Here is a 16,657-nt window from a genome sequence, read left to right on the forward strand (position 1 = left end):
AGGAAAATTAATGCAATATCTATACGCACCTTGGAGAAGTGAATATTTCGAGAAAGAAAAGAGTCAGTGTCCTTTTTGCGATTGTGTCAATAAAATAGATAGCGATGAAAAGTTAGGTGTTATTTTTAGAGCTAAGTATTGTTTTGCCGTAATGAATCGTTATCCTTATTCTGCTGGACATTTTATGATTATACCTTATTTACATGAAGAGCATATAGAAAATTTAGATGATAAGATATGGCAAGAAATGAGTTATTGGGTGCGAGAAGGTGTTAAAATCTTAAAAAACGAACTTCATGCAAGTGGTGTTAATATTGGGATGAATTTAAGTAAAGATGCAGGAGCAGGTATTGCAATGCATTGCCATTATCATTTAGTGCCTCGTTGGTTTGGAGATACTAATTTTATTACAACTATAGGGGAAACTAGAGTTTGTGGTACGGATTTAAAAGATGTGTATTATAAACTAGTCAATGCTTTTAACAATGTTAAGTGAATTAGAGTTTGAAAATTTTAATCAAGAAAAGTTTGATTTTTTAATCGATACAAGAAGTCCAAAAGAGTTTAGCCACTCTCATCTTCAAGGAGCTTTAAATTTTTACGCTTTAAATGATGATGAGCATAAAAAAATAGGGACACTTTATAAGCAAAATCAAGCTTTAGCCAAAGCAAAAGGTGCAAGTTATATTTGTGCTAATATGGCTTACCACATTCCTATTATCACCCAAAAATTTCGCATAGGATCTAAAGTTGGAATTTATTGCGCTAGGGGCGGATTACGTTCTAAATCTATAGCTGTCATTTTAAGCGAATTAGGTTATAGGGTGGTGCGTTTAAGAGGAGGTTTTAAATCTTACAGAGCTTTTGTGCTGAATTTTTTTAATCAAGTTTTAAAATTAAAATTATTTTCGCTTTGCGGAAATACAGGAAGTGGAAAAAGCGAGCTTTTAGAATCTCTCCCTCATGCTATTCATTTAGAAAAAATGGCAAATCATTTAGGTTCTTCTTTTGGAAATATTTTAGGCAAACAACCTACTCAAAAAGCTTTTGAATCTTTACTTTTTGATGAGCTTAATAGAATTAGAGATTTTATTTTTATCGAAAGTGAGAGTCGAAAAATTGGGGAAATAATCTTACCTTTAAAGCTTTATGAGAGTATGCAACATGCTTTTAAAATTTATTGTTTTTGTTCTTTGGAAAATCGTATTAAAAGAATTGAAAAGTTCTATAAAAATAAAATGACTCCTTTAAAATTTAAAGAATGTGTTCAAAAGATATCTCCTTATATTAGTGTTAATTTTAAACAAGATTTATTGCAAAATTATGAAAAACAAGAGTGGAAGAAGCTTATAGAAATGCTTTTAAAATATTATGATAAAACTTATAAACAACCAGAAAAAATAGACTTTAAACTTGATACTAATGATATTTCAAAAGCCAAAGAGGAGCTTTTGGCTTTTTTAAAAGCCAAACATAAGATTAATTTTTAAGAGATTTTAAAATAAAATCAATAAATTCATCACTATGATTTGGGCAAGAAATCAATGCATAATCTTGCGAAGCTAAATCTCTATATTCTATACCTAATTCAAATATAGTTTCAGAGCAATCAATACAAAAAGATATAGGATAAATTAAAGCTTTATTTTTAAGTTTTGATAAAATATCACTTGTACTAGGTTCTAGCCATTTTATAGGTCCTAATTTAGATTGATAAGATAGAATGATTTCTTCAAAATGATTTTTAAGCTTTTCTTTTAAAATTTGAACATGTTCGTTGATATGTTTTTCATATAAATCTCCTTTTTTTATAAGAGAAACCGGCAAAGAATGAGCTGAAAAAATAAGAGTTTTAGCATTAAAATGATTTTTTTTATCTAAGATATGAGAAATAATCATTTGATTGTAAATTGTATTTTTGTAAAAAATATCCATTATTTTAATTTTACTTGTGATATTTAATTTTTCAATTTCTCTTTGTAAAACATCAAGTGAAGAAGTTACTGTGGTGCAAGAGTGGTGAGGATAAAGCGGATAAAGAATAATTTCATCTTTTGAATTTAAAGAATATTTTTTTAAAACTTTATTAGCATAAGGAGGAACATATAAATTTATAAAATCAAATTTAAATTCTTTTTGTAAAGAATTTAATTGATGACACAATTTATATGTGATTTCATTTAAAGGAGATTTTCCACCCATTTTAATGTAGTTTTGTTGCATAGCTTTAGTACGTGATAATGTTATCATCCAAGCTACAAATTGTCTTAAAAATCTATTTTTAATTCCTAAAATGTAAGGATCATTAAACATATTTTTTAGAAAAGTTTTACAATCTTTTAAATTAGTGGCTCCACCCATATTTAGAAATAAAACTAATTTCACTTTTCTTCCTCTAAAATTTTTTGCACTTCATAAGCATCATCAATATTTGCTAAGAAATGTTCTTTATCATTAATTAAATTTAGTAAAGCTTGATGTTCACTAAATAAAGGAGAATTTTTCTCTACTGGAATTTCTTTGCCATCTTTAAATAATTTAAAATCAATTAAATTAGCTTCAAAAAAATGTTTTTCTGTTATAAGATGAATTTTTCTAAGCTTTGAAGAACAATTCCAACTTTGATGTAAAGAAGCTATAACTTCTTCAAGCTCACAAGCTAGAATACTTTCGCTTTCTCTATTTGCATCTTGAATAAAACGTTTTATAATTTTTGTTTTTGTAATATTTTTTTGGCTTAAAAAGCGAATTAAATCAAGATCATGCACAGCTAAATCATGTAAAATTCCAACATCGTTAATTCTTTGCGGATAGGGTGAAAATCTTTGTATATTTATACTAATAATTTTTTCATCCTTTAAATTTTGTTTTAAGGCTAAAACAGCAGGATTGAAACGTTCGCAAAATCCCACAGCTATTTTTTTATTTTGCGCTATTTGCTTTAATTCTTCAATTTGTGCTAAGTCTAAGGCTAAAGGTTTTTCGATGAGCAAGGCTTTTGCGGAATTTAAAACTTTTTTTGCAATATCTAAATGTGAATTTGTTGGGGTTGCAATGATAATAATATCATTATTTTGTTTTACAAATTCATCTAAGTTGTTGAAAAAAATATTATCAAATTGGCTTAAGTTTGAATTTTGATAAAGATCAAATAGAGCATTGATTTTAAAATGAGAATTTTTATTAAGCTCATTAAGATGATTTTGACCCATTTTTCCAAGGCCTATTATTCCAATTTTCATTTATTTAATCCTTAAAAAGATCAATAACTTGCTCTTGTTCTCTTTCTTCTAAAAAAGCCGAAAAAGGTAAAGATAGGATATGCTCACTTGCATAGCTAGAATTTTTAATTTCTAAATGATTTGCCTCTTTAAAACAAGGTTGCTTATGAAGAGGGGTTGGATAATGAATCGCATAAGGTATATTAGCTTTTTCAAATTTTTGCAAAATGCGTGCTCTATTTTCTACTAAAATACTATATTGCGCATAAACACTTTTGGCATCATTGTTGATTTTTGGAATCACGCAGTTTTTTAAATTTTCATTATAGATTTTAGCTAAAATCTGTCTTTTTTCAATTTCTTGCTCAAGAAATTTTAATTTTACATTTAAAATAGCCGCTTGAAGGGTATCAAGACGCGCGTTTATACCTATAAATTCATGTTTATAACGCTCTGTTTGTCCGTGATTAAGTAAAATTCTTATTTTTTGTGCTAAAGCATCATCGTGGCAAAAAATAGCCCCTCCATCTCCATAAGCACCTAAAGGTTTAGATGGAAAAAAACTAGTGCAAGAAATAGGTGCAATTGAACAAGATTTTTCCCTTTTAAAACTTGCTCCAAAACTTTGTGCTCCATCTTCAATAAGAGTGATATTTTTATTTTTTAGCATTTCATTTAATTTTTTTAAATCACTCATTTGTCCAAACATACTCACAGCAATAACCGCTTTTGTTTTAGATGTGATGGCTTGCTCTACTGCTTTAAAATCAAGATTATAATTATTAAGATTAATATCTACAAAAATAGGTTTTGCGCCTACTAATGCCACAGCCTCAGCCGTTGCAATAAAGGTAAAATCAGGAACGATCACTTCATCACCTTCTTTAATATCTAAAGCTCTTAAGGCTAAATATAAAGCACTAGTTCCACTTGAACATCCTATAGCATGTTTAATGCCTACAAAATGGGCTAAATTCTTTTCAAATTCATTTAGTTTTAAACCTCCTATAAAAGAAGAATTTTGCAAAACATTTTGAATTTCAGCGTCAATTTCATCTTTATAGGCTAAATATTGTGCATTAAGATTAATAAAATTCATATATACCTTTTGTATTTTAAAGAGTTTTTAAAACATTTATTGTAGTTTAGTTTTACTTAATTTAAAGTAATTTTGGTATTATATGATTTTATAAAATTCTTTTAGGAAGTCTTTATGGATATTAGAAAAGCTTATTTAGATTTTTTTGCTTCCAAAGGACATGAGATTACTCCTTCAAGTCCTTTGGTTCCAGATGATGCAACTTTACTTTTTACTAATGCAGGTATGGTACCTTTTAAAAGTATTTTTACCGGAGAAATTCCGCGTCCTAATCCTCCAAGAAAAACAAGTTGCCAAACTTGCATTAGAGCAGGTGGAAAACATAATGATTTGGATAATGTAGGCTATACAGCGCGCCATCATACTTTTTTTGAAATGCTTGGAAATTTTAGTTTTGGAGATTATTTTAAAGAACAAGCAATTTCTTATGCTTGGGAATTCGTAACTGAAATTTTAAAACTTCCTAAAGATAAACTTTATGTAACTGTTCATCAAGATGATAATGAAGCCTTTGAAATTTGGCAAAAATATATAGAAAAAGAACGAATTTATAAATTTGGAGATAAAGATAATTTTTGGCAAATGGGAGATACAGGCCCTTGTGGTCCTTGTAGTGAAATTTTTTATGATCAAGGTGCTGAATATTTTAATAGTGATGAAGATTATATGGGTGGAGATGGAGATAGATTTTTAGAAATTTGGAATCTTGTTTTTATGCAGTATGAAAGAAGCGCTGATGGAACTTTAAGTCCTTTGCCAAAGCCAAGTATAGATACTGGAATGGGTCTTGAAAGGGTTATGGCTATCAAAGAAGGAAAATTTAGTAATTTTGATAGTTCTTTATTTATGCCAATTATTGATGAAATTTCCAAACTTTGCAACACAAAATATATATATGAGAGTGGCGCAAGTTTTAGAGTAATTGCTGATCATATACGTTCTAGTGTATTTTTGCTTGCACAGGGAACGACTTTTGATAAAGAAGGAAGAGGTTATGTTTTGCGACGAATTTTGCGTCGTGCTTTAAGACATGGCTATTTATTAGGATTTAAAAAACCTTTTATGTATAAATTAGTCGATATAGTTTGTCATTTAATGGGAAATCATTATACTTATTTAAATGAAAAAAAAGAATTCATTAAAGAACAAATTCGACTTGAAGAGGAAAGATTTTTAAGTACTATAGAAAATGGAATTGAAATTTTTAATGAAGAACTTAAAAATACTCAAGAAATTTTTAGTGGCGAGGTTGCTTTTAAGCTTTATGATACTTATGGTTTTCCACTTGATCTTACTCAAGATATGCTTAGAGAAAAAAATCTTAAAGTAGATGAAGAAAAATTCGAAGCTTTAATGCAAGAGCAAAAAGAACGTGCTAAAGCTTCTTGGAAGGGTAGTGGTAGTAAAAACGCGAGTGGTGATTTTAAAATTTTACTTGAAAAATTTGGAGAAAATGAATTTATTGGTTATGAAAATATAGAATGTGAAACCAAAATTCTTGCACTCTTGGATGAAGATTTTAAAGAAATTTCATCTCTTAAGGGTAAAGGTTGGGTAATGCTTGAAAAAACTCCTTTTTATGCAACGAGTGGAGGGCAAAGTGCTGATATAGGATTTTTAGATGATTGTGAAGTTTTAGATACTCAAAAATTCTTTGGACTTAATCTTAGTTTTGTAAATACCACTAAAGAATTAAAAATCAATGATATGGTAAAAGCAAAAATTGATTTTGAAAAAAGAGAGCAAATTGCACGTCATCACTCGGCAACTCATCTTTTACATCATGCTTTAAGAGAAATTTTAGGTAACCATGTTTCTCAAGCAGGTTCTTTAGTGGAATTTAATAAATTAAGATTTGATTTTACTCACCCTAAGGCTTTAAGCAAAGAAGAATTAGAATGCATTGAAAGAAAAGTCAATGAAATGATTATACTTTCAAGCGATGCTATACTTGAGATTATGTCTTTAGAGCAAGCAAAAAAAAGTGGTGCTATAGCTTTATTTAATGAAAAATATCAAGATAAAGTTCGCGTATTGACATTAGGGGAGAGTAAAGAGCTTTGCGGTGGAACCCACGTTTTAAATACGGCACAAATTGGCAGTTTTTATATTGTTAAGGAAAGCGGTGTAAGTGCAGGTATAAGACGTATAGAAGCAGTTGTATCTAAAGCAGCTTTAAAATTTGTAAAAAATCAACTCGATGAAATTAATAAAATCAAAGAAGAATTGAAAAATAATGATATTTTAAATGGGATAAAAAAACTTAAAAATGAAATTATTGCCCTAAAAGAAGAGTTAAAAAATTCAAACAAAATAGAGCTGAAATCAAAAAATATCAATGGAATACAAATTTGTGTTGAAAGTATACAAAATGGTGATATTAAAGTTATGATTGATGATTTTAAAAATAAATTTAGCAAAGCTGTAATTTTACTTGCTCAAGTAAAAGAGGATAAAATTCTTCTAGCTGCTGGAGTAAAAGACGCTCCTTTAAAAGCTGGAGTTTTGGTTAAAGAAGCGGCACAAATTTTAGGCGGCAATGGCGGTGGAAGAGATGATTTTGCTACAGCAGGAGGTAAAGATATTGCTAAACTTGAAGAAGCTTTAAAGCAAAGTTTAGAACATATAGAAAAAGCAATTCAATGCTAATTCTTGCTTCAAGCTCTTCTTCAAGAGCAAAATTACTCCGAGAAGAAAATATCGAATTTAAGCAAATTGCTTTTGATTATGATGAAAATTTAAATAAAAATATTCCAGCAAATTTATATGTTCAAAATGTTGTCCTTGAAAAAGAAAAACAATTTCTTGCCATTTTTGAAAAAGATTTTTTAAATGAAACTATACTTTTTGCCGATAGCATTGTTTGTATAGGAAATAAAATTTTAACCAAGGCAAACGATAAAAATGAAGCTTATGAGATGCTTGCTTTACAAGATGGTAAAAGTGCAAGTATTTTGAGTGCCTTTTTATTGGTTAGTGCTCAAAAAAGAGTTTTTTCTCTTTCTAAGACAACGCTTTATTTTAAAAAATTTGATAAAAATGCTTTAAGCGATTATGTTGAAAATGGTCTTTATCAAGGTAAAGCAGGTTGTATTATGCATGAAGGTTTTCATGGGAAATTTATATTAAAACAAATAGGAAAATCAAGTACAGCTTTGGGGCTTGATACTCAAACTTTAAAGGCTTATTTATGAAAATTTTAAGATATATTTTTTCATTTTTTGGTTTATTAATGATTGCAGGTGTTATTTACGTTGGGTATCTTTTTACTAGCGTAGATACTCAAGATTATACCTTTAAAGAGTACAAACCACCCCTTACAACACAAATTTTTGATCGAAATGGAAAATTAGTAGCCAATATTTTTGAACAACACCGCTTTTATGCAAAGTATGATGAGTTGCCTCCGCGTCTTATTGAGGCTTTGGTGGCAATTGAAGATACAAGTTTTTTTGAGCACAATGGTGTTAATATTGATGCTATTTTTAGAGCAGGATTAAAGGTAATAAAAAATGCTGGAAAGCCTGTAGAAGGTGCTTCTACTCTTACTCAACAACTTATAAAAAACACAGAATTAACTCCAGAAAAAACCATTACAAGAAAAATTAGAGAAGCTTTACTTGCTTATAAAATTGAAACTTTACTTACAAAAGAGCAAATTTTAGAAAGATATTTAAATTTTATCTTTTTTGGACATGGATATTATGGTGTAAAAACTGCTGCACAAGGTTATTTTCATAAAAATTTAAGCGAATTAAGTCTTAAAGAAATTGCAATGTTAGTAGGTATCCCTAAGGCACCAAGTAGTTATGATCCAACCAAACATTTAGATCTTTCTATTTCACGTGCAAATAATGTTTTAACGAGAATGTATAGTTTGGGCTGGATTTCTAAAAGCGATTATGATAGTGCTATAAAAGAAGTACCTAAAATTTATAATGATACTTTAACTCAAAATGCTGCTCCTTATGTTGTTGATGAAGTAATGAAACAACTTAGTTCTAGTATTAAGGATTTAAGAACAGGTGGCTATAAGATCACTTTAAATATTGATTTAGACGTTCAAGAAATGGCAAAAAACGCTTTAAAATTTGGCTATGATGAAATTGTTAAACGCGATAAGGATGCAAATTTAAGCACCTTAAATGGTGCTATGGTTGTTGTCAATCATCAAAGTGGTGATGTTTTGGCACTTGTTGGCGGAGTGGATTATGAAAAAAGCAATTATAATCGTGCTACTCAAAGCATGCGCCAGCCAGGTAGTTCCTTTAAACCTTTTGTGTATCAAGTAGCAATTAATCTAGGTTATTCTCCCATGAGTGAAATTGCTGATATTTCTAGAATTTTTTCAGGTGGTGATAAGATTTGGAAACCTAAAAATGATGGAGGAAGATTTTTGGGTTTGATTACTCTTAAAGAGGCTTTAACGCGATCGAGAAATCTTGCTACGATTAATCTCGCACTTGATATTGGGCTTGATGTTCTTTATTCTAAATTAATGGAATTTGGTTTTAAAGATATTCCACCTAACTTATCTATAGTCTTAGGAAGTTTTGGAATTTCTCCTTTGGAATATTCTAAATTTTATACTATGTTTGGAAATTATGGAGTAATAAAAGAACCTCAAATTATCAGACAAGTTCAAGATAAAGATGGTAAGGTGATTATAAAATTTGAGTCTAGTGAACACAGAGTGAGTAACCCAGAGCAAAGCTTTTTGGTGCTTGATATGATGAAAAATGTTGTAGAAAATGGAACAGGTCGTAATGCTAAGATTAAAGGTATAGATATAGCTGGAAAAACTGGAACGACAAATAAAAATATTGATGCTTGGTTTTGTGGAATAACTCCAGAAATTGAAGCATTGATTTGGTATGGAAATGACAATAATAAACCAATGCGTTATACAGAAAGCGGAGCTAGAACTGCAGCACCGGTATTTAAGGACTTTTTAACTCAATATATAGAGAAATTTCCAAATACGACAAGAAAATTTAGTATTCCAAACGGAGTTTATCAAGGAACTTACAAAGGTAAAAGTGCTTACTATACAGATAAATCACCTTTGCCAAGAAATAGTATAAATTTAAATGAAAATGAGATTTTGTTTTAGAAAATAAGAATTAATACCTTATGAATTTTTATCTTTGTGTAAAAATTCATCAAAACTATTAATAAATTTATCATTCATTTTAAATTCTTTGTTTATAAAAAATGGTAAAGACTGAAGGGTTAATTTTTTATAATCTTTAGTGGATATTATTTTTCCTTTTAAAGTTTCTAAAAATTCTTCTTTCCAAATATCTTTTGCACCAGCTAAATGCCCTCCTTTTGCCTCTATAAAACATTGTATACTTAAAAAATTATCATCATCTTTACTTTTCTTGCCAAAGAAAATAAAGTCAGGTTCAAACCCCATTGCGTAAGTAGCTTTATCTTTTCTATTATCATAAATTTTAAATTCTTCAAAGCCTTCATTTCTTATAATAAACCATTTAGAAAACACTTTATTTATCTCATCTTTTTTCTTTTCTATAAAATTTAGAAATTCTTTTTCTAAATTACTATCAAAACAAAAAGTTTTATGATAAAGCCATTCGAAATTCATTTCTTCAAATTTATCATTATTTTTAAATACTGCTTTACTACCTATATTAAATTTATGTGTTTGAAACTCACTCACTTCGTATTCTTGTTTTATACTTTGTTTTAATGATTTGAAATTTTCTAAAACATATTTAGCTATTTCAAGATTATTTTCTTGATTAAATTTTTGTTTTTTTGAAAAACACACATATATATCTTTTAAACAATTTTCTATAAAATCTTTTTTACTTTCAAAATTAAAATTTTCATTTATATTTTTAAAATCAAGCCCTAATATATTCATTGCTTTTAAAAAATATTTATTATCTATATTATCTAGTTTTGAAAGTTTTTGAAAATCATACTCTTCTTTTATTTCTTCAAATTTTTCTTCACTTTCTTTTATAGAATTTGAAAAATAAGGAATTTGCAAACCTTTTATTTTTTGTTCCATCTCCATTCTTGTAATACTAAAATTTTTTAGATCACGCTTTTTGATTCTTTTATTATTAGCATAATAAATTTCGTTATTTTCAACAATTTCTTTTATTTTTTCATTTACTATCAAATCCACACGCTTTTTTTCTTCTTCAAACAACAATCCTTCTTTATTCATACTTTCGTTAAGATTTTTAATAAATTCTACATCATTTCTAGTGTGATAACTTAATCTTTCTAATGCATTTAATTCATTATCTAAGTCATTGTCAAATTTTCTTCTAAATTTAAACTCATCATCAAAACAAAGCAAATCACTTTTAAAAGGATAATACCTAGCACCTCTTCCTATAAGTTGTGCTTCTTTAGTGGTTATAGCCTTGCTTGTTTTTTTATTTCCAAGCCTAACTATATCAAAAAGGTTTAAAACATCCCATCCTTCATTCAGCTTATCTACGCAAAAAATAACTCTTATTTGATTATTTTTATCTTCTAAATTATTAAGTAAAATTTGATCTTTTTCGAGCTCTTTATCATCATTTGTATTTAGCATATAAAGTGTTTTAAAATTATTTTTTAAAAAATTTACAATAATATTTACATAAGAATCTTTATATTCTTTTTTAAAAAATTCTAAACTTTTATTTAAAAGTTCACTTTCCTTGTTTATATTTTTATAAAAATTTTCTATTTGTAAGTTTTCTAAATTATCTATAAATTCTATAAATTTTTCTTGATTTTGCATAGATTCTTTTATAGATTCGCTTTTAAATAAAATAACAGGTTTTAAAACTATATTATATTTTTGAGCTAACAACTCTCTATAAAGACTACAAAGCACAGCTCCTAAAAATCTATATTCTAACTCATCATTGTCATATTTAACTAAAAATATGCGTTTAGAGTATTTATCTTTGCAAAATTCTTTTAAGGTATATTCATAAATAATTTTATCTTGATATTTTTCTAATACATTAAATTCTTGCGGAATAGTAGCACTAAATTCAAACAATAAATTTTCGTTATTGCTTTCATAAGCTCTTTTTATAATAGCTTCCCAGCCTTCTTTAAGTTCATTTTCATTTTTATTTTTAGTATCACTATTTAGATGATGAGCTTCATCGGCTAAAAACACAAGCTTTTTATTTTTTAAATCTTCAAAACTTAAAGAATTTTCCCTTTCATTTTTAAAAAGAGAAAATAAAGCTTGTATGGTAGTAAAATATATATTTATACAATTATCTTTGCTTTCAAAAAGATTATTAATGATATTAATTTCTATATTTTTAGAATCTATATTTATATTTTCTTTAAAAAGATATTTATTTGAATATTTTTTGGCAAAATTTGCTTTAGTTTTTTCTAAAATAGAAGTAGAATTTACAAAAAATATAAAATCTTTATAACCTTTTTTATAGCAATCTAGCATTAAAGCCGCCATTATAAGAGTTTTTCCACTTCCTGTTGCCATATTAAACATTAAATGTCTTTGTTTTATGCTATCAAAATTTGCATAATAATACTTTAGAGCTTTTTCTTGATAAATTCTTAATTCTTTTGATAAATTATCTTTTACATAAAAAGGAATTTCTATTTGTTCTATACCTCTTTTTCCAAATTCTTCCTGTAAAAGCTCGTGTAGTTTCTTACTAAACATTTTCATCACCATAAAATATTTCATTAAGTTTTATTGTTTCTTTAGATATATCATAGTCTTTATCTTTTATATCACCATATAAAACATAGTCCATATTAGAATCTAATGCTAAATTTAAAATCTGCTTTTTATCTTCCAAGCTTAATTCTTTAAAATCTTTATCTTTTAAAATATCTTGTATATCTACTCTATAATCCAAAAAAGCTTTAGTTTTTAATTCATCATAAAATTTTTCTAATTCATTGTTGTTTTTAGCATTGTTTATTTTTTCTTTATAAATTGCATTTAAAGGCATAAGCTCAGCATAAACAAAACTTCCACCACTTTGCCATTGCACTGCTTTGCTAATACCACCTTGATCACCTTCTATGACTTTTTTAAGTCTTTCTTTTGTGATAGTTTCTATATAATCCATTTGTTCTATGCCTATCCATTTGCGTTTCATTTTATGAGCAACAGCTAAAGTAGTGCCACTTCCTGCAAAAAAATCCATTACTATGTCGTTTTCATTTGTAGAAATTTCAATTATTCTTTGAAGTAAGGCTTCAGGTTTTGGATATGAAAATAAACCTTTCTTTTTAAATATATTATTTATTTCAATAGTAGCTTTTGAATTAAGCAATGTATCCCACCAAGTTTTTTCAGAGCTATATTCAAAAATATCATTATCATTCTTATAAATTTTTCTAAATATTTTATCTTTCTTTAATACTAATAAATTTTTATCACATTCAAATTTGTCTCTACTCCATAACCAACGTCCATCTTCACCAGCTATTTTTCTAGGTAAAATTTCTTTATATTTTTCATTGTATTTAGTAAGCGAAAATTCACAAGTTTCCATATTATAATAAATAGGGTAATATAAATTTGGTCTTGCTTTTCTAGTTCCAGCTTCTCCTGAATTTTGAAATTCTTTTAAAGTATATTCACCATTACAATCAGTATATTCAAATATTTTTTCCTTAATAATTTTTTTATTCAGCTTAAGTATTTGTTTTTGCTTTGAAAAAATTAAAATATAATCATGTAAATTTTGAAGAGTATTATCAGCTAATGTTCTTATATGTTTTGTACTTAATCTTACTATAGTTCCTACAAAATTCTCCCTTCCAAAAATCTCATCCATAAGCACTTTTAAATAAGCTTGCTCATTATCATCACATTGCACAAAAATCGCACCATCATCTCTTAAAAATTCCCTAGCAATTTCAAGGCGATTTTTCATAAAAGTAAGCCAAGTAGAATGATTAAATTTATCATTATAATTAAAACTATCATTGCCTGTATTATAAGGTGGATCAATGTAGATTAATTTTACTTTATTTGCATAAAGCTTTTTTAAAGAATGTAATGCTAATAAATTATTGCCTTTTATAAGTAAATTTGGATTATCTTTTAAATATTCTTGTAGATTTTTACTTTCGCCTATTAATTCAAAATTTTGCAAGGCTTTTTGGGCAAATAAAACATCTATTTCATCACGAGCTAATATTTCATTAAAAAATATTTCTTGTGTTTTTTGATCATCTTTGCTTTGTCCGCCTTTTATAACACCGTCTTTAAAAGCAAAATTTAATATTACTTCATTATTTGTTTTTAATAAAGATTTTGTTTTATTTGCAAGTCCTATTTTATTAGCATAGCTTGTAAAACTACCGCTTAAATTCTTAAGATCTAAAAATGTTAAAAATTCATTCATTTTAAAAATTAAAGCTTTTTTATTAAAAATAAAAAATCTATTTTTAAATTCTTCTTTATATTTACTCTCTTCTAAAAGATAATTAAATAATTTTTCATCATAATTTTGTGCTAAATTTCTAACTTGTCCTAAAGTTTCAAAATACTCTTCTAAATCTTGCAATAATTTATTTTTTGGCATTTTTATTCCTAAGTAATTTTTTATAATTAATTATATATCAATGGTGCTTAGAAATTATATAAAAATATTGAGATAATGAATATTATAAATAAATTTTGAAAGTAGAAATTTCTACTTTCAATTTTGTATTTTTTTGATTACGATTTCATCATTTTCAGCATCGATTAAAATGTTATCATTTTCGTTAAGTTCATCAGCTAAGATCATATCGCTTAATTTATCCTCTATCATATCATAAATAGCTCTTTTTAATGGTCTAGCTCCAAAATCAGGATCAAAGCCATTTTTTGCGATCAAAAGCGCTCCATTTTCGCTTAAATTTGCTTTTATTCCTTTACTTGACAAACTATTTTGCAAATCTTTAAATAAAAGTTTAACTATTTCATAAGCCTCATCTTGTCCTAAAGGATTAAAGGTGATGATATCATCTAAACGATTTAAAAATTCAGGTTTAAAGAAATTTTTTAATTCGCTTTTAATTGCATTTTCTTTTTCTTCACCATTTAGTGACATTATTGCATTTGAAGCAATATTAGAAGTTAAAATAATAATAGTATTTTTAAAATCTACTGTCACTCCCTTACTATCTGTTGCTCTTCCATCGTCTAAAATTCCTAAAAGTATATTGAAAACATCTTTATGAGCTTTTTCAACTTCGTCAAATAAAAGAACGCTATAAGGTTTTCTGCGCACCGCTTCGGTTAGCTCCCCACCTTCTTCATGTCCTATATACCCTGGAGGCGCTCCTAAAAGTCTTGAAACGCTATGTTTTTCCATGAATTCGCTCATGTCAAAGCGTATCATAGCTTTTTCATCATCAAATAAAAATTTTGCCAAGGCTTTAGCTGATTGAGTTTTTCCTACTCCAGTTGGACCTAAAAATAAAAAACTTCCTATAGGTTTATTATCTGCATTAAGTCCTGCTTTATTGCGTTTAATGGCTCTTGCTAGAGCATTTAAAGCTTTATCTTGCCCTATAACACTTTCTTTTAAGTGCTTTTCCACTTCTAAGAATTTTTGTTTTTCAGAAGTAAGCATTTTTTGCACACTAATACCCGTCCATTTGCTTAAAATTCCAGCGACTAAATCTTCATCTACTTGATTTTTAAGCAAAACACCATTTTCGCTCATCTTTTTCCATTTTTCTTCTAAATTTTGCACCTCTTTTTCAAGGCTTGGAATTTTTCCATATTCCAATTCAGCAGCTTTTTGAAATTCTCCTTTATTTTTAGCTAAATTAGCTTCATTTTTTAAAAGATCAATTTCTTTTTTCTTGGCACTGATTTCATTAAAAACGCCCTTTTCATTTTCAAATTGTGAATTTAAAGCATTTTGTTTTTCTTTTAAATTTGCTAATTCTTTAATAATTTCTTCTATTCTTTTTTCATTTTTTTTATCATCTTCCATTTTTAAAGCTTCATTTTCAACTTCTAAGGTTTCAATATCTTTTCTTACTTTTCTTAAAGAACTAGGTTCACTTTCAATTTGCATTTTAAGTTCAGCAGCAGCTTCATCGATTAAATCAATAGCTTTATCAGGTAAAAAACGATCTGCTATATAACGTTTTGAAAGCTTAGCAGCTGCTACTAAGGCGCTATCATTTATCGTTACATTATGATGAATTTCTAATTTTTCTTTAATGCCTCTTAACATGGCTAGAGCTTCATTGATGCTAGGTTCAGGAACATTGACAGGTTGAAAACGACGTTGTAAGGCAGCGTCTTTTTCAAAATATTTACGATATTCTTTTAAAGTGGTAGCACCTATGGTATGAAGTTCACCTCTAGCTAAAGCAGGTTTTAAGATATTAGCAGCATCCATACTTCCTTCACTTGCTCCAGCTCCTACTATAGTGTGAATTTCATCTATAAATAAAATGATATTTTTATTTTTAATCACTTCATTGACTACTGCTTTTAAACGATCTTCAAATTCACCACGGTATTTTGCTCCTGCTATTAAAGCACTCATATCAAGTGCAATAACTTTTTTATTTTGCAAAGAAGTTGGCACATCTTTTTTAATTATTCTTTGTGCTAAAGCTTCAACAATTGCAGTTTTTCCAACTCCAGGTTCTCCTAGTAAAATAGGATTATTTTTAGTTTTACGAATTAGAATTTGCATTAGTCTTTCTATTTCTTCTTCTCTTCCGATAACTGGATCTAATTCTCCTTGGATTGCTTTTTGAGTAAGATCAATACCAAATTTATTTAAACTATCTAAAGTTTCATCACTTGTTTTGCTATCAACCTTTCTTCCTGCTCTTAATTTTTGTAATTCTTTTTGAAATTCTTTACGATCGAGAAATTTGGATAAAATTTCTTTAATTGGATCTTTTTCGCTTTCACTAATCAGCCAAGTATCTACAGATAAATAGCTATCCCCATTCGCACTCATTAAGCCTTTGGCTATTTCTAAAGAATTAATAAATTCGTTTGAAAATCTGATGGTTTCTTTGCTTACATTTGAACTTGTTGGTAATTTGGATATTTTACTTTTAATTTCAAGTTCTAAGGCTTCTTTTGAAATATTTAACTTATTAAGTATTTGATTAAGTAAACTTGAGCTATCAACACACAAAGCCCAAAAAAGATGCAAAGGAACAATTTCATTATTTTTAGAATATATTGCTAAAGATGCTGCACTTTCAACATTTGAAAGCATAGAGTCTGTTAAGTAATCTTGTATATTTGCCATATTCATTCCTTTTTTATTAATTTATATGGATTATATTATATAACTTTAGTCATATAATGTCAAGTTATTTTATATTA

Annotated in this window: 11 protein-coding genes; 5 read left to right on the top strand and 6 right to left on the bottom strand. The window is 27.6% G+C overall.

All coding sequences use genetic code 11. The features are described 5' to 3' along the window. The first annotated feature begins 10 nt into the window (after positions 1–10). Complete coding sequence (locus ACD570_RS03320) at positions 11–496, top strand: HIT family protein (protein WP_337207199.1); 486 nt, start codon at positions 11–13, stop codon at positions 494–496. Next, the gene (gene mnmH / locus ACD570_RS03325) at positions 486–1,490 is read left to right on the top strand and encodes a tRNA 2-selenouridine(34) synthase MnmH (protein WP_200281809.1); all 1,005 of its coding nucleotides are present in this window, start codon (positions 486–488) and stop codon (positions 1,488–1,490) included. The genes ACD570_RS03320 and mnmH overlap by 11 nt, the downstream gene beginning before the upstream one ends. Here the strand turns inward: mnmH and hemH are convergent. The 3 genes from hemH to ACD570_RS03340 are packed head-to-tail and all read right to left on the bottom strand — an operon-like array spanning position 1,480 to position 4,320. Next, positions 1,480–2,385 (bottom strand): ferrochelatase, encoded by a 906-nt coding sequence (gene hemH / locus ACD570_RS03330; RefSeq protein WP_374263267.1) that lies wholly within the window; start codon positions 2,383–2,385, stop codon positions 1,480–1,482. The genes mnmH and hemH overlap by 11 nt on opposite strands. Further along, positions 2,382–3,242, bottom strand: coding sequence for a Gfo/Idh/MocA family oxidoreductase (locus ACD570_RS03335; RefSeq protein ID WP_337207109.1), 861 nt, complete (start codon positions 3,240–3,242; stop codon positions 2,382–2,384). The genes hemH and ACD570_RS03335 overlap by 4 nt, the downstream gene beginning before the upstream one ends. A 4-nt stretch (positions 3,243–3,246) precedes the next feature. Further along, positions 3,247–4,320, bottom strand: coding sequence for a DegT/DnrJ/EryC1/StrS aminotransferase family protein (locus ACD570_RS03340; RefSeq protein ID WP_337196418.1), 1,074 nt, complete (start codon positions 4,318–4,320; stop codon positions 3,247–3,249). Positions 4,321–4,434: 114 nt separating this feature from the next. On the opposite strand from ACD570_RS03340, the gene alaS reads away from it, so the two are divergent. From alaS to ACD570_RS03355, 3 genes are read left to right on the top strand one after another with little or no spacing between them, the layout of a single operon-like run. After that, on the top strand, positions 4,435–6,969 hold the full coding sequence (alaS, locus tag ACD570_RS03345; RefSeq protein ID WP_337196417.1) for an alanine--tRNA ligase: 2,535 nt from the start codon (positions 4,435–4,437) through the stop codon (positions 6,967–6,969). After that, positions 6,963–7,514 carry a septum formation inhibitor Maf gene (maf, locus tag ACD570_RS03350; RefSeq protein WP_239819917.1) on the top strand — a complete coding sequence of 184 codons (552 nt, stop codon included), beginning with the start codon at positions 6,963–6,965 and terminating at the stop codon, positions 7,512–7,514. Before alaS ends, maf begins: the two co-directional genes overlap by 7 nt. Next, positions 7,511–9,433, top strand: a complete 1,923-nt coding sequence (locus ACD570_RS03355) for a penicillin-binding protein 1A (RefSeq protein ID WP_337196416.1) — start codon at positions 7,511–7,513, stop codon at positions 9,431–9,433. Before maf ends, ACD570_RS03355 begins: the two co-directional genes overlap by 4 nt. 18 nt (positions 9,434–9,451) lie before the next feature. Here the strand turns inward: ACD570_RS03355 and ACD570_RS03360 are convergent, their stop codons facing one another. From ACD570_RS03360 to ACD570_RS03370, 3 genes are all read right to left on the bottom strand, one after another. Then, the gene (locus ACD570_RS03360) at positions 9,452–12,001 is read right to left on the bottom strand and encodes a DEAD/DEAH box helicase family protein (protein ID WP_417904400.1); all 2,550 of its coding nucleotides are present in this window, start codon (positions 11,999–12,001) and stop codon (positions 9,452–9,454) included. Beyond that, on the bottom strand, positions 11,994–13,883 hold the full coding sequence (locus tag ACD570_RS03365; protein WP_417904401.1) for a site-specific DNA-methyltransferase: 1,890 nt from the start codon (positions 13,881–13,883) through the stop codon (positions 11,994–11,996). Before ACD570_RS03365 ends, ACD570_RS03360 begins: the two co-directional genes overlap by 8 nt. A 117-nt stretch (positions 13,884–14,000) precedes the next feature. Next, positions 14,001–16,580: an ATP-dependent Clp protease ATP-binding subunit gene (locus ACD570_RS03370; protein WP_200281835.1), complete on the bottom strand. Its 2,580-nt coding sequence runs from the start codon at positions 16,578–16,580 to the stop codon at positions 14,001–14,003. Between the last annotated feature and the right edge of the window lie 77 nt (positions 16,581–16,657).

The sequence above is a fragment of the Campylobacter sp. LH-2024 genome (genome assembly GCF_048270605.1).
Classification (GTDB): domain Bacteria; phylum Campylobacterota; class Campylobacteria; order Campylobacterales; family Campylobacteraceae; genus Campylobacter_D; species Campylobacter_D molothri.

Bases quoted from the DNA above. Each gene is read 5' to 3' on its own strand.
- maf (WP_239819917.1), top strand. From the start codon at position 6,963: ATGCTAATTCTTGCTTCAAGCTCTTCTTCAAGAGCAAAATTACTCCGA.
- ACD570_RS03355 (WP_337196416.1), top strand. From the start codon at position 7,511: ATGAAAATTTTAAGATATATTTTTTCATTTTTTGGTTTATTAATGATT.
- ACD570_RS03320 (WP_337207199.1), top strand. From the start codon at position 11: ATGCAATATCTATACGCACCTTGGAGAAGTGAATATTTCGAGAAAGAA.
- ACD570_RS03340 (WP_337196418.1), bottom strand. From the start codon at position 4,320: ATGAATTTTATTAATCTTAATGCACAATATTTAGCCTATAAAGATGAA.
- ACD570_RS03365 (WP_417904401.1), bottom strand. From the start codon at position 13,883: ATGCCAAAAAATAAATTATTGCAAGATTTAGAAGAGTATTTTGAAACT.
- alaS (WP_337196417.1), top strand. From the start codon at position 4,435: ATGGATATTAGAAAAGCTTATTTAGATTTTTTTGCTTCCAAAGGACAT.
- ACD570_RS03370 (WP_200281835.1), bottom strand. From the start codon at position 16,580: ATGGCAAATATACAAGATTACTTAACAGACTCTATGCTTTCAAATGTT.
- mnmH (WP_200281809.1), top strand. From the start codon at position 486: ATGTTAAGTGAATTAGAGTTTGAAAATTTTAATCAAGAAAAGTTTGAT.
- ACD570_RS03360 (WP_417904400.1), bottom strand. From the start codon at position 12,001: ATGTTTAGTAAGAAACTACACGAGCTTTTACAGGAAGAATTTGGAAAA.
- ACD570_RS03335 (WP_337207109.1), bottom strand. From the start codon at position 3,242: ATGAAAATTGGAATAATAGGCCTTGGAAAAATGGGTCAAAATCATCTT.